Origin of the sequence: Curtobacterium sp. LFS084, assembly GCF_047977705.1 — a bacterium.
In the GTDB taxonomy this organism is placed as follows: Bacteria; Actinomycetota; Actinomycetes; order Actinomycetales; family Microbacteriaceae; genus Curtobacterium.
In genome coordinates this window covers 18600-32239 of the sequence record NZ_JBFPFM010000036.1, presented here as the reverse complement: position 1 = coordinate 32239, position 13640 = coordinate 18600, and the positions used below count along the sequence as shown (strand labels likewise).

Below are 13640 nucleotides of genomic sequence, written 5' to 3'. Positions count from 1 at the left end.
CCTGCGCGGAGGTGATGCCGAACGCGGCACCGCCGAGCACGAGCGCACCCGTGGTCGCGAGGGTGATGGAGGTCTTCAGGGACTTGCGCATGGGATCTGTCCTTTGCTGTCTCGGGGGCTCCGGCCGGTGGCGACGTGCTCCTGTGCACGTGCCGTGCTGTGTGCTTGCTGAGGCCCGGCCGTTCGTGACCGGAGAGCGCCCTGGGCGTTTGCCCTTGTGACATGCATTCGGCACCCCCTGCCGAACGGTTTGGAAGTTTTTCTGGGTTTCTCGGGCGACCGCCTCCGTACCGTGGGGTCATGGCCCCCGCATCCCCTTCGAGCACCGACCGGATCCGCGCGATCGACGCCTGGTGGCGCGCCGCGAACTACCTCACCGTCGGCCAGATCTACCTGCTCGACAACCCGCTGCTCGACCGCTCGATCACACCCGACGACGTCAAGCCCCGCCTGCTCGGACACTGGGGCACCTCGCCGGCGCTCAACCTCGTGTACGCGCACTGCAACGCACTCATCGCCGAGACCGACCGCCAGCTGCTGTACATCTGCGGCCCCGGGCACGGCGGCCCCGCCATGAACGCCAACGCGCTGCTCGACGGGACGTGGGGCGAGCTCTACCCGGGCATCACCCCGGACCCGGACGGACTGCGGCAGTTCTTCCGCCAGTTCTCGTTCCCGGGTGGCATCCCGTCTCACGCGGCCCCCGAGACACCAGGGTCGATCAACGAGGGCGGTGAACTCGGCTACTCCCTCGCCCACGCGTACGGCGCGGCCCTCGACAACCCCGACCTGGTCGTCGCCTGTGTCGTGGGCGACGGCGAGGCCGAGACCGGCCCGCTCGCCGGCTCGTGGCAGGCGCACACGTTCCTCGACCCGGTGTCGGACGGCGCCGTGCTGCCGATCCTCAACCTGAACGGGTGGAAGATCGCGAACCCGACGATCCTCGCCCGCATCCCGCACGACGACCTGCACGCGTACTTCCGTGGTCTCGGGTACGAGCCGATCGTGGTGGACTCCGCCCGCGTCGACGACGACCCGTTCGCCGTGCACGCCCTGTTCGACGGCGCGCTCCGGCGTGCGCTCGCGACGATCGACGACATCCAGGCCGCGGCCCGTGCGCAGGCCCAGCGGGCAGCAGCCGGACAACCGGCCGGCGCCGCCGACCTGCGCCCGCGCTGGCCGATGATCATCCTGCGGACGCCGAAGGGCTGGACCGGCCCGAAGGAGGTCGACGGCGAGCAGGTCGAGGGGACCTTCCGTGCCCACCAGGTCCCGCTGCCGGCCGTGCGGGAGAACGACGAGCACCGCCGCCAGCTCGAGGAGTGGATGCGGTCCTACCGCCCCGAGGAGCTGTTCGACGAGTCCGGGCAACCGATCGGCATCCTCACCACCATCCGGCCCGCGGGCGACCTGCGGATGAGCGCGACGCCGCACGCGAACGGCGGTCGGCTCCGCACGGCGCTCGACCGCCCCGGGCTCGAGGAGTTCGGGGTCCCGGTCGGCGAGGACGCGAGCGCGACCGGCACGCTCGGCCCCTGGCTCGCTGCCCTCATCGAGCGGAACCCCGCGTCCTTCCGGCTCTTCGGCCCGGACGAGACGGTGTCGAACAAGCTCGACGCGGTCTTCGACGTGACCTCCCGGGTCTGGCGTGCCCAGCGCGGCGTCGGCGACGAGCACCTCGGCGCACACGGCCGGGTCACCGAGGTGCTGTCCGAGCACCTGCTCGAGGGCATGCTCGAGGGCTACGTGCTGAGCGGTCGTCACGGCATCCTCAACACGTACGAGGCGTTCGCGCACATCATCGACTCGATGGTCGGGCAGTACGCGAAGTGGCTCGAGTCGTCCACCGACATCGACTGGCGCGCCCCCGTCTCGAACCTGTCGATCCTGCTGTCGTCGCACGTCTGGCGCCAGGACCACAACGGCTTCTCGCACCAGGACCCGGGGTTCCTCGACGTCGTCGCGTCGAAGCAGCAGGACCTCGTCCGGATCAAGCTGCCGGCGGACGCGAACACCCTGCTCGCCGTCGCGGCACACGCGATGGAGACGACCGACCGCATCGAGGTGATCGTCGCCGGCAAGCACCCCGAACCGGTGTTCCTGTCCCTCGAGGACGCCGTCGCGCACGCGGACGCCGGCGTCGGGCAGTGGGACTGGGCCGGCACCGAGGAGGCCGAGGGGCACGTCGACGTCGTGCTCGCCTGCGCCGGTGACGTCCCCACCGTCGAGACCGTGGCCGCCGCGGACATCATCCGCCGCCACGCGCCCGGGGTCGGTGTCCGGGTGGTCAACGTCGTGGACCTGCTGTCCATCGGCGACCCGCGGAAGCACGAGCACCCCATCCCCGACGAGCGGTACGACGCACTGTTCCTGCCCGGCACTCCGACCGTCTTCGCCTTCCACGGGTACCCGTCGCTCGTGCACCAGCTCACCTACCGTCGGAACGGGCACGACGACCTGCACGTGCACGGGTTCCTCGAGCAGGGCACCACGACGACCCCGTTCGACATGCTCATGCGCAACGAGATGGACCGGTTCGCGCTCGCGCACGACGCCCTGACCCGGGTGGACCCGAGTGCGCACGAAGCGCTGCGCACGCGGCTGACCGAGGCCCGGACGGCGGCGCGCGAGTACGCCTACTCGCGTGGTGAGGACCACCCGACGGTCGGTGCGTGGCGGTTCTCGGGCTGGCCGCAGGACGAGGCGGCGTCGGAGGGCACGGGCGGCGACCCGGGCGAGGGCGAGTCCGAGGGGGCTGCGCCCGGCAACTGACGCGCGTCCGCGCACTCCTCCACATCCGGGAGGCGCGGGTCACGTTCCACAGGACCGGTCACGCTCGGCGCGTGGCCGGTCCTGTCGCGTCAGGGTGGCGGACATGGATGCAGGCTGGACGAGCGCGAGCGTGTCGTTGCTCAGCGCCATGGTGGCGGTCGCGAGCGTGGTGGTCACGGTGGTCGAGGGGCGTCGGGCGCGGCGGAATACCGAGTTCTTGGGCCACCGGGACCACTGGTGGCAGCGTTGGTCGTGGGTCGTCGAGCGGGCGCTGTCGACCGATGAGCGGCGCCGTGACGCGGCCGCTCTGATGACCGATGCCCTGATGACCCGGGCATGGGTGACCGACGACGACAAGTGGGTCGAGCGCGCGCTCGACGATCACGAGACGACCGCCGCGCGACGGCTCCGCGGCAGAGAGGAACGACCTGACCGTGATCTCGGATGAAGACGACGCGTCCTTCAAGGCCCGACTGGACCGGATGGAACGCCGGACCCCCAGCCTGCTCGCGCACCCGCACTACGGGCCACTCGTCCGTGCAGCCGGCGACCTCGAACGACTCGAGGAGATGCGGATCGAGTGGCGCGAACGGCAGGAACGGGCACGCGCACGACGACTCCGGTGGGAGGCCTCGATCACCGAGGGCTGACCCACCGTCCGGGTCCCGGTGGCACGCTGGACCGGTGAGCGAGTTCGTCATCCCGGCCCCGACCGTCCCGACCGTCCCGACCACGACCGGCGGGCGCTTCCCCGTCCGGCGGGTGTTCTGCGTGGGTCGCAACTACGCCGCGCACGCTCGGGAGATGGGACACGATCCGGACCGCGAACCGCCGTTCTTCTTCACGAAGCCGGCCGACGCGGTCGTGACGGACGGCGCGGACACCCCGTACCCGTCCGTCACCCGGCAGCTCGAGCACGAGGTCGAGCTGGTCGTGGCGATCGGCCGGGGCGGGTCGGACATCCCCGTCGACGCGGCCCTCGACCACGTCTGGGGATACGCGGTCGGCATCGACCTCACGCGACGCGACCTGCAGGCCGAGGCGAAGCGGCTCGGACGCCCGTGGGACACCGCCAAGGGCTTCGACGCCTCGGCCCCGGTCGGCACGATCACCCCCGCCGCCGACGTCGACCCGACCTCGGGCACCGTCGAACTCCGGGTGCACGGCGACGTCCGCCAGACCGGTGACCTCGCCGACCAGATCTGGTCGGTCGCCGAGACGGTCGCCGAGCTCTCGCGTTTCGTGACCCTCGCGCCGGGCGACCTGCTGTTCACCGGGACACCGGACGGGGTCGGGGTCGTCGACCGCGGGGACCTGCTCGAGGGCACGATCGGCGGCGTCGGTTCGGTGCGGACCGTCATCGTCTGACGCCGTCGCGTTTCCCCCGTGTGACGGCGGACTGGGAGGGCTCGCAGCCTCGCCGAGTAGCAATGTGTCGACGCCGCCGCGGGGTGTGCGGCGTCCCAAACAGGACACGCGGACCGCGACGGGGCGGGGCGGCGCGTCCGGAGAACGGAGGTGCCGCCGTGCAGGAACACGATCTGCTCGCGACGTCCTGGACCTGGGCCGGGACCGAACCGATCGGCGAGCGCATCGCCGCCGTCGGTGCCGCAGGCTTCGCAGGACTCTCGCTGTCGCTCGGCGACCTGCACGAGGTGCGGGCGACGATCGGGTTCGTCGAGCTCCGCCGCATGCTCGACGGTGCCGGGATCGTCTGGGTCCAGCTGGGACCGCTCGAACGCTGGTGGACGTGCGCGAGCCACACCACCGACCAGGACGCCGACCGCGGCGTCGTGCTCGAGGCCGCGGCGACGCTCAGCGCCTGGCAGGTCGTCGCTCGTGCGGACGTCACGCTGCCCGGCGTCGCGCCGACGGCCATGGTCGACGACTGGAACGCGCTGGCCGGCCAGGCCGCGGCGGTCGGTGCCCAGCTCGTCCTCGAGCCCGAACCGTGGTCGAACCTGCCGACCGTCGAACGCGCCTCCCGGTTCGTCACGGCCGCCGGTCACCCGAACGGCGGACTCCTGGTGGACGCGATGCACGCGCTGCGCGGCGGCTCCACCCTGGCTTCCATCCGCGAGGGCGTCGCACCGGCCACCCTGGCAGCGGTCGAGCTCAGCGACGGGCTGCTCCACACGCCCGCGGGCATGACGCTCGCCGAGGAGGCCCGCGAGGCACGCCACCTCCCCGGGGCGGGCGCCTGGGACGTCCCGGGCTTCGTCCGGACCGTGCGGGACCTCGGGTTCGACGAGCCGTGGGGTGTCGAGGTCCGGACGGCCGCCCACCGGGCGATGCCGATCGAGGACGCCCTGCGGACGGCTGCAGCGGCGACCCGGGCCGTGCTCGACGCCGCGGACGCGTTCGGCACGCCGGCGGTCCCGGCGATGCCGACCACTCCGGCGCCCACCTCGGCCGTGGACTTCGAGCCGCAGGTCGCTCCGCCGTCGGACGTCCGGCACCGCGACGCCGACTCAGGGGCGCCGGCGTAGGGTCGCCGACATGACCGACCAACCTGCACACGACGACGAACTGCTCCGCCGCTCCCAGGAGTCCATCGACGAGGCGAAGGCCGCCGCGGCCGACGTGGTCGAACCGGCAGAGGACGACCTCGTCGACGAGGGTCTGCCGGTCGCCGACGACGCCGCTCCGTCGGACGGCACCGCACCCGCCCCCTGAAACCGGCAGCGGCCGAACCAGGCCGCACCATGCAGGACCAGTCCGGATCACGCCGGATCAAGCCGCAGCGGACCGGGGCTCAGTCGATCTCGACGACCCGCACGGTGACGTCGCTGGGCCGGCGTCCGAGCAGCGCAGCGGCCTCGGCGACGACGGCGTCGCGGACGCTCCGGACGAGGTCGAGCGTCGGGATCCGCCGGTCCGTCGTCACGACCACCCGGATGCGTGCGCCGTCCGGTCGGTCCTGCACGAGCACGGCACCGCCGTCCCGCGGCAGGTCGAGCACCGAGCGGACGTCCCGGACGAGCGTCGCGAGCTTCGGCCCGGGCGGGAGCACGGAGCGGACCCCCGGGACGCGGAGCACGACCGCGGTCAGTCCGCGCGAAACGGTCCGGACGTCGGCGGTCACGATCGGTCTCCGTCGATGACGTCGGCCACGTGCACCACGAGCGACCGGACCACGAACGGCGCGTGCACGGCGAGCGTGTCCGCGACGAGCGTCCGGAGGGCCTCCGCGCGGAGGTGGACCGGCCCGTCGGTGCTCGCGGCGATCGACACCTCGACGTCGATCGGGGCTCCGGCGGTCCCGAGCTCGCCGGTGAACCGCGTCCGGCGGACGACCACGCCGGGGACCTCGTCGCTGATCGCACGGACGAGTCCCCGGAGTGCGCCCTCCGTGACGACGAGCGTCGAGGCAGGGTCCTCGTCGGGGACCGGGATGTCCCGGCCCGCGTGTGCCGTCGTCCGCACCGAGGCGAGCACGCTCGCGATCCACCCGTCGTCGACGGCGGTCGCGGCGACGTCCGCGTCGAGCAGGTCGCGTGACGCCGTCCGCAGGGCTTCGAGGCGCGCCAACGCGACGGAGGCCTCGGGATCAGCGTCGATGTCGGGTCTGGCCGGGGTGCGGTCGGCATCCAGGTAGTCGGAGAGCTCCTCGAGGGAGAACGCGCCGAACCGTTCGTCGTCGGTCATCGCCAGCCCTCCATCTGCTCGAGGACCCGGCGTCGTGCCCGGGCGAGCGCGCCGCGGACCGCGGCCTGCGACATCCCCGTGGCCTCGGCGATCTCGGCGTACGACGCCCCACCGATCTCGCGCATCACCCAGACGACACGGGGTCCGTCCGGCAGTTCCTGCACGATACGCGCGAGTTCCTGGACCTGCAGGCGCGCGCTGACCACCTCGTCGACGGGACGGTCGTCGGAAGCGTCGACCACCGCGTCGAGGTCGAGGTGCGGGTGTCGCCGACGGAGACGATCGAGCGCCTTGTTCGCCGCGATACGGAACAGCCAGTTCCGCACCCGCTCGGGGTCGTCCACCCGGTCGATCCGCTGCCACGCCTGCAGCGCTGCCTCCTGGACGGCGTCCTCGGCCTCCCCGTCGCCGTGGCCGAGGATCCGGGCCGCGTAGGCACGCATGTGCGGACCGTACCGCCGGATCAGGACGCCGAACGCGACGGTGTCACCGTCGGCACTGCGCTCGACGAGGGAGGCGTCCGACAGGGACGCCAGGGCATCAGCGTCGCTCAGGATCGACTCCTCGTGGGATTTCCCCGGTTCTCGCGTGACGTTTCCGGTCGTCACCACGTCTTTCCCTACGTGCCTACCAGGAGCGTGCTGCGCGCCTGGTCGAGAACGCGCCGTGGCCGGTCATCCCTGAACGAACGGCCACGGCGTCTCGACGGCGGTCCGTGCGTCCCCTGATCCGGCGCACGGGCCGTCCTCTTCCACGGCCGGTGCTGTGCCCTGCGCCGGTCCTACTCGTCGACCTCGTCACCGAGGAAGTCCGCGTAGGTCACCTCGGGCTCGGCCACCGCGACCCCCGGATCCACGGACGTGTGCGCCGACCGGTCCCCCGCGATCGTGACGCGTTCCCCCGTGGTGAACGGGGGCAGGTACTTGCTCGCGCTCATGCTCGTGCCCTTTCGTCCCGGCGAAGGTAACAGCACGCGACGGCAGCGCGGGGTCCCGCACACGAATCGTCCCCCGACCGCAGCCGGAACGGGGGACGGTTGTTCGCCCGGGGCGGACCCCATGCGGACGCATGCTCACGATTCCCGGACGACCTCCGACGGGTCCTTGTCCGACCGCCACCCCCGCCACGACGGCTGGCGCAGTCGGCCGTCCGAGGTCCACTCGGCGAACTCGACCTCGCCCACGCGCTTCGGCGTCACCCAGTGCGCGTCACGGGCGTCCGGCCGGGGAACGTCCACGAACGGTGATGTCGTTCGTCCGAGCGCGCCGAGCACCGTGCCGATCTCGTCGAGGTCACGGTCACGGAACCCGGTGCCGACCTTCCCGACGTACTCCAGCCCGTCCGGCCCCGGCACGCCGAGCAGCAGGGAGCCGATCCCGCCGGCGCGTCGGCCGTTCCCCGGCTTCCACCCGCCGATCACGACCTCCTGCGTGGCGTGGTGCTTCAGCTTGAGCCAGGCCTCGGATCGCCGTCCCTCGGCGTACTTCGAGGTGCGCTTCTTCGCGACGACCCCTTCGAGTCCCTGCTCCGCCGAGTCAGCCATCGCCCGGGCGAGGTCACCTTGGTGGGCAGGCGGGACATCGATCGCACCGCCCGGTTCGACCACCGTCTCGAGCGCCTGCCGACGCGCGTCGTACCCGAGCCGGGTGAGCTCGTGGCCGTCCGCCTCGAGCACATCGAAGAGCAGCAGCCGGACCGGCGTCTGCCGCCGTGCTGCCTCGACCTCTCGCGATCGGGTCAGTCCCATCCGGTTCTGCAGCAGCTGGAACGAGGGCCGCCCCCGGTCGTCGAGGGCGACGATCTCGCCGTCGAACACCCCGTCGACCCCGGCCCGGTCGCCGAGTTCCTGCAGCTCCGGGTACTGCGCCGTCAGGTCGTTGTCGTTGCGGCTGCGGAGCGTGACCGTGCCGTCCCGCACGGTCGCGAGCGCGCGGATGCCGTCCCACTTCATCTCGAACGCCCAGCCGGATGCGTCGAGCGACGGCTCGCCGTTCGCGAGGGTCGCCTGCATCGTGCGGCGATCAGCCGGAGCGGTGTCCGACGCGGCCGTCCGGTCGATGCGCGGGCTCGCCGCACGCCCCGGAGCTGCGGACCGGGAGGCGCGGCTCGCCGCCGCCGGGTCCCCGCCGTCCGCCAGGCGGTCCGGCTGGTCCTTCGTGCGGTGGATGAGCCAGTTCTTCTCGTCGCCCTCACGCCCACGACCCCGCCCGCGGGTGTGCAGCAGCGCGAGACGGCGAGCGCCCCCGGTCCGGCCGTGCAGCGTGACGATGACCTCTTCGCCCTCGCGCCACTTCTCGAGCTCGTACGTGCCGTCGTCCCAGATCGTGACCGTCCCGCCGCCGTACTCGTCCTTCGGGATCGTGCCCTCGAACGCGCCGTACTCGAGCGGGTGGTCCTCGGTCTGCACCGCGAGGTGGTTCTTCCCCGGGTCGGTGGGTTCGCCCTTCGGCAGCGCCCAGCTGACCAGGACCCCGTCGTGCTCGAGCCGGAAGTCGTAGTGGTCACGGGTGGCGTGGTGTTCCTGGATGACGAACGTCGGGGTGCCGTCCTTCCGCACCGTCGGGGCGTCCTCGGGGACGGGCTCCGGGGTCTTCGCGGCGTCGCGCTTGGCGCGGTAGGCCGTGAGCCGGTCGCGGGCCGGCTGCTCCGCGTCGTTCGCCCGCTGGGTCCGGTCGCTGTCCCAGTGACCGTGGTCGTCCCGCCCGACCGCCAACGAGGCGGAGGCGACCGGGTGCAGGTGGTCGCCCCGTTCCTCCAGGCGTTCGAGGACCTCGTCCAGGGTGAGCTGCGCGAGCCCCCGCTCGGTGAGTTCCTGCCACGTGCGTGGAGCGGCGACCGTCGGCCGGTCACGGCCGCGCAGGGAGTACGGCGCGATCGTCGTCTTGTTGCCGTTGTTCTGCGACCAGTCGACGAACACCTTGCCCGTCCGTTCCTTGCGACTCATCGACGACAGCACGAGGTCCGGCAGGTCCTGTTCGAGCGCCTTCGCGAGTTCGTGCGCGACCTCGGACACGTGTGCGGTGGTCGCGCGTCCGTCGAGCGCGGCGTAGAGGTGGATGCCCTTCGACCCGGACGTCACCGGGTACGGGTCGAGTCCCATGCCGTGCAAGATCTCGCGCGCGGCGACGGCGACCTCGACGCACTCGGGCAGGCCGACGCCCTCGCCGGGGTCCAGGTCGAGCACGAGGCGGTCCGGGTTCTGCTGCCCGCCTCGGGGACCGAACCGCCACTGCGGCACGTGCAGCTCCAGTGCGGCCTGCTGCGCCATCCACACCAGGGTCGGCAGGTCGTCGACGATCGGGTACTCGTTGTCGTGCTCGGCGTGGTGGATGGTGTGGTGCCGGACCCAGTCCGGGGCGGAGTCCGGCAGGTTCTTCTCGAAGAAGACCGTGCCCTCGACGCCGTTCGCCCAGCGCTTCCGGGTGACGGGGCGGTCCTTCACGTGCGGGATCATCCACGGCGCCACACGCTCGTAGTACTCGATCACCCGCCCCTTGGTCGTGCCGGTCTCGGGGTAGAGCACCTTGTCCGTGTTGGTGATCGCCAGTCGACGGTCGCCGACGAGGACGACGGTCTTGCGGGCCGCCGGGCTCACAGCGCCACCCCGGTCGCGCCCGCCACCGTGAGGGTCGTCCCCGACGTGTACGACGACTCCGGTCCGGCCAGGTACACGTAGGCGCTGCCGAGCTCGACGGGCTGCGCGGGTCGGCCGAACGGGGTGTCCTGACCGTAGGCGGCGATCTCGTCGCCCGGGTAGCTGATCGGTTGCAGCGGCGTCCACACCGGGCCCGGAACGACGGTGTTCGCCCGGATGCCCTTGGCCGCGAGCTGTCGCGCGAGCCCGTTCGTGTAGGTGATGATCGCGGCCTTCGTCGCCGCGTAGTCGATCATCCGGTCCTGCGGTTGGTACGCGGACACCGAGCTCGTCGTGACGATCGCGCTGCCCGGCGCCATGTGGGGCACCGCTGCCCGGACCAGCCAGAAGAGCGAGTACAGGTTGACCTTCATCGTGCGGTCGAAGTCCTCGGTCGACTGCGCCGTGACGTCCTCGTGCACCTGCTGGTGGCCAGCGACGAGGACCAGCGCGTCGAGTCCGCCGAGCTCGCTGACCGCGTCCCGCACGAGCGTGTCGCAGAACCCCTCGTCGGTCAGGTCGCCGGGGAGCAGCACTGCCTTCCGCCCGAGGTCGCCCACGACGTCGCGGACGGCTTCGAGGTCCTCGCGTTCCTCGGGCAGGGCGTTCAGGGCGACGTCCGCGCCCTCCTTCGCCATGGCGATCGCGGCCGCCCGCCCGATGCCGGAGTCGGCCCCGGTGACGAGCACGCGGTAGCCGGGCATCCGGCCCGTGCCGAGGTACGAGGTCTCGCCGTGGTCGGGCGCCGGGTCCATCGCACTCGCCAGTCCGGACCCCTGCTGCGTCTGCGCGGGGAAGGGCGGACGGGGGAACTGCGAGCGCGGGTCCTGCTTGTCGAGCTGGCTCATGGGCCCATGGTGCTCGCGCCGCGGCCACCGCGGTTCAGCGAAGCGGGATCTGTGGAGAACCCGTCCGCTGCGGGCGCTCCCGTGGAGAGACGGGCATCATGTGGCCATGAGGTCGATCTGGAAGGGTTCCATCGCGTTCGGGCTCGTCAACGTCCCGATCAAGGTCTACGCGGCGACCGAGACCCACGACGTCTCGCTGCACCAGGTCCACGACGAGGACAAGGGCCGCATCCGGTACAAGCGGGTGTGCGAGTTCGGCCACGAGGTCGAGTACGCCGACATCCAGCGCGCCTACGACGACGGTGACAAGACCGTGGTCCTGACGGCCGACGACTTCAAGCAGCTCCCCGAGGAGCAGTCGCACGAGATCGAGGTCCTCGAGTTCGTCCCCGTCGACCAGGTCGACCCGATGATGTTCGAGAAGTCCTACTACCTCGAGCCCGACTCCCGCTCCCCCAAGGCGTACGTACTCCTGCGCGAGACCCTCACGAAGACCGACCGGCTGGCGATCGTGCAGTTCACGCTCCGGCAGAAGACCCGGCTCGGCGTCCTGCGCGTGCACGACGACGTCATCCTGCTGCAGGGGCTGCTCTGGGGCGACGAGGTGCGTGCCGCCGACTTCACGGCCCTCGACGCGGCGGTGAAGGTCAGTGCGAACGAGCTGAAGATGTCGTCGTCACTCGTCGACAGCATGTCCACCGACTTCGACCCCGACCGCTACACCGACGTCTACCAGGTGGAGCTGCAACAGCTCATCGACGCCAAGCTGGAGTCCGGCGACGACATCGACACCGAGCAGACCTTCGGCGAACGCGCGGACGACGACGAGGACGAGGGCGGGGACGTCATCGACCTGATGGCCGCCCTGCGGGCGTCGGTGGACAAGAAGCGGTCCGGGTCTGGAGGCGCGGGGTCGCGCTCCCGGCGCGGGTCCCGTTCCACGAAGCAGGAGTCCACTGCCGACGCGTCGCCGAAGCGGACACCGGCCACGAAGGCGCCCGCGAAGAAGGCCCCGGCCGAGAAGGCCCCCGCGAAGAAGACACCCACGAAGAAGGCCCCGGCGAAGAAGACACCCACGAAGAAGGCCCCGGCGAAGAAGACCCCGGCGAAGAAGCCGGCCGCCGGGAAGCAGGCCAGCTAGCCGGACGCCCGCGACACGAGCAGGAAACACGCGTCGGCCAGACTGGACGCATGACTCCACAAGAGCCAGGGAGCCTGTCCTCGTCATCCGTGAGTGCAGGCCCGCCCGTCACCGTCTCCATCACCCGCCTCGTCGAACCCGACCGCATCCCGGACGCCACCCGCTGGGTCCAGTCCGGCGTGAACCTCGCGAACCGCTACCCGGGGTTCCTCGGCTCCGGGTGGGTCCGCTCGCACGCGACGAGCCGTGAGTGGCACATGCTGTACCGGTTCGCCGACCACGACGCCCTGGCGACGTGGGAGAACTCCGACGACCGGCTGCGGTGGCTCGACCTCGGCCGCGACCTCGTGGTGGAGTCCCGGGTCGAGAAGCGCACCGGGATCGAGGGCTGGTTCGACGCCCCGGCCGATGCCCCGGCGTCGAGTGCACCGCCGCGGTGGAAGCAGGCCGTGAGCATCTGGCTCGGCTTCTTCCCGGTCAACCTGGCGTTCACGTACCTGGTCGGCTGGCTCGTCCCGGCGTTCGGCGCGCTCCCCGTGCTGCCGCGGGTGCTCGTCACGACACTGGTGCTCACGCCGATCATGACGTTCTGGGTGCTGCCGTTCGTGACGACGCTCATCCGCCCGTGGCTGCTCGCGCCGCCGAAGCGGGGCTAGCCCCTCAGCCGAGCACCGACAGCTGGTCGAGCCGCTCGAGGATCACGCCCTCGCGGAGCGCCCACGGGCAGATCTCCAGCGCCGACAGGTCGAAGATGTCGAGGCACGCCTCGGCGACGAGCGCGCCCGGCACCACCTGGTGCGCCCTGCTCGGCGACACCCCGGGGAGCGTCGCGAGCTCGTCGACCGACATCGTCAACAGGGCGGGCAGCTTCGCGCGGAGCACATCGCCGTCGAGCGACCGCGGCACGAGCGACCCGGCGGCGGACGGCGCCGCACCGCAGATGCGGGCGATCGACCGGAACGTCTTCGAGGTCGCGACGGCACGGTCGGGCCGACCGGCGCGGAGCAGCAGCCCGGCGTCGCGGGCGATCTCGACGCGGATCTCGTGGCGGATCCGGCGCACGTCGTCCTCGGTCGGGGTGCCGGTGGCGAAGTAGGAGCGGGCGAGCCGTGCGGCACCGATCGGCATCGACCACGCGACGTCCGGCGCCTCGTCGGCACCCCCGGCGATCTCGAGGGACCCGCCGCCGATGTCGAACACGGCGAGCCGACCGGCCGACCACCCGAACCACCGTCGGACGGCGAGGAAGGTCAACCGCGCCTCGTCGCCACCGGACAGCACGGCCAGCTCGACGCCGGTCGCCTGCTCGACGTGCGCGAGCACCGCGTCGGAGTTCACGGCGTCGCGGACGGCCGAGGTCGCGAAGGCGAGCATGTCCTCGCACCCGCGGTCCTCGGCGACGCGGACCGCGTCGGCGACGAACGAGGTCAGGGCGTCGACGCCCGCCTGGGTCACCGCGCCGGCGTCGTCGAGGTGCTCGGCCAGACGCAGCGGCTGCTTGAACGACGACGCCGGCAGCGGGGCCGCCCCGCCGTGGGCGTCCACCACGAGCAGGTGGCCGGTGTTGGACCCGATGTCGAGGACTCCCACGCGCATG

At 71.9% G+C, this 13640-nt stretch carries 15 protein-coding genes; 8 read left to right on the top strand and 7 right to left on the bottom strand.

The genetic code is table 11. The features are described from left to right. Positions 1-300 precede the first annotated feature (300 nt). The 6 genes from ACNQOV_RS15240 to ACNQOV_RS15215 all read left to right on the top strand — a co-directional run bounded on the left by ACNQOV_RS15240 (position 301) and on the right by ACNQOV_RS15215 (position 5448). Positions 301-2772 (top strand): phosphoketolase, encoded by a 2472-nt coding sequence (locus ACNQOV_RS15240; protein ID WP_416395556.1) that lies wholly within the window; start codon positions 301-303, stop codon positions 2770-2772. 103 nt (positions 2773-2875) lie between these two features. Then, on the top strand, positions 2876-3220 hold the full coding sequence (locus ACNQOV_RS15235; RefSeq protein WP_416395554.1) for a hypothetical protein: 345 nt from the start codon (positions 2876-2878) through the stop codon (positions 3218-3220). Continuing rightward, the gene (locus tag ACNQOV_RS15230) at positions 3207-3422 is read left to right on the top strand and encodes a hypothetical protein (protein WP_402269004.1); all 216 of its coding nucleotides are present in this window, start codon (positions 3207-3209) and stop codon (positions 3420-3422) included. The genes ACNQOV_RS15235 and ACNQOV_RS15230 overlap by 14 nt, the downstream gene beginning before the upstream one ends. A 34-nt stretch (positions 3423-3456) precedes the next feature. Further along, a complete protein-coding gene (locus ACNQOV_RS15225) occupies positions 3457-4140 on the top strand; it encodes a fumarylacetoacetate hydrolase family protein (protein ID WP_402269002.1) in 684 nt (227 codons plus the stop codon). A 158-nt stretch (positions 4141-4298) separates the two neighbouring features. Continuing rightward, positions 4299-5261, top strand: coding sequence for a sugar phosphate isomerase/epimerase family protein (locus ACNQOV_RS15220; RefSeq protein WP_022907589.1), 963 nt, complete (start codon positions 4299-4301; stop codon positions 5259-5261). A 10-nt stretch (positions 5262-5271) separates the two neighbouring features. Continuing rightward, the gene (locus ACNQOV_RS15215; protein ID WP_416395552.1) at positions 5272-5448 is read left to right on the top strand and encodes a hypothetical protein; all 177 of its coding nucleotides are present in this window, start codon (positions 5272-5274) and stop codon (positions 5446-5448) included. A gap of 79 nt (positions 5449-5527) precedes the next feature. On the opposite strand, the gene ACNQOV_RS15210 is transcribed toward ACNQOV_RS15215, so the two are convergent. The 6 genes from ACNQOV_RS15210 to ACNQOV_RS15185 form a co-directional block, all read right to left on the bottom strand. Further along, entirely contained in the window at positions 5528-5857 is a 330-nt protein-coding gene (locus ACNQOV_RS15210) for a hypothetical protein (RefSeq protein WP_022907587.1), read from the bottom strand. Further along, positions 5854-6420, bottom strand: coding sequence for a hypothetical protein (locus ACNQOV_RS15205; RefSeq protein ID WP_416395550.1), 567 nt, complete (start codon positions 6418-6420; stop codon positions 5854-5856). Before ACNQOV_RS15205 ends, ACNQOV_RS15210 begins: the two co-directional genes overlap by 4 nt. Continuing rightward, positions 6417-7028: an RNA polymerase sigma factor gene (locus tag ACNQOV_RS15200; RefSeq protein WP_416395548.1), complete on the bottom strand. Its 612-nt coding sequence runs from the start codon at positions 7026-7028 to the stop codon at positions 6417-6419. Before ACNQOV_RS15200 ends, ACNQOV_RS15205 begins: the two co-directional genes overlap by 4 nt. Before the next feature lie 173 nt (positions 7029-7201). Then, positions 7202-7357, bottom strand: coding sequence for a hypothetical protein (locus ACNQOV_RS15195; protein WP_402268993.1), 156 nt, complete (start codon positions 7355-7357; stop codon positions 7202-7204). Between the two features lie 135 nt (positions 7358-7492). Continuing rightward, positions 7493-10015 (bottom strand): ATP-dependent DNA ligase, encoded by a 2523-nt coding sequence (locus ACNQOV_RS15190; protein WP_416395546.1) that lies wholly within the window; start codon positions 10013-10015, stop codon positions 7493-7495. Beyond that, positions 10012-10902, bottom strand: coding sequence for an SDR family oxidoreductase (locus ACNQOV_RS15185; protein WP_416395544.1), 891 nt, complete (start codon positions 10900-10902; stop codon positions 10012-10014). Before ACNQOV_RS15185 ends, ACNQOV_RS15190 begins: the two co-directional genes overlap by 4 nt. A gap of 106 nt (positions 10903-11008) precedes the next feature. Here ACNQOV_RS15185 and ACNQOV_RS15180 point away from each other — a divergent pair, with 106 nt between their 5' ends. Continuing rightward, the gene (locus tag ACNQOV_RS15180) at positions 11009-12043 is read left to right on the top strand and encodes a Ku protein (RefSeq protein WP_416395542.1); all 1035 of its coding nucleotides are present in this window, start codon (positions 11009-11011) and stop codon (positions 12041-12043) included. Positions 12044-12093: 50 nt separating this feature from the next. Next, positions 12094-12699 (top strand): antibiotic biosynthesis monooxygenase, encoded by a 606-nt coding sequence (locus tag ACNQOV_RS15175; RefSeq protein WP_042723911.1) that lies wholly within the window; start codon positions 12094-12096, stop codon positions 12697-12699. Between the two features lie 4 nt (positions 12700-12703). Here ACNQOV_RS15175 and ACNQOV_RS15170 read toward each other — a convergent pair whose 3' ends face one another. Beyond that, positions 12704-13639 carry a Ppx/GppA family phosphatase gene (locus ACNQOV_RS15170; protein WP_416395540.1) on the bottom strand — a complete coding sequence of 312 codons (936 nt, stop codon included), beginning with the start codon at positions 13637-13639 and terminating at the stop codon, positions 12704-12706. Between the last annotated feature and the right edge of the window lies 1 nt (position 13640).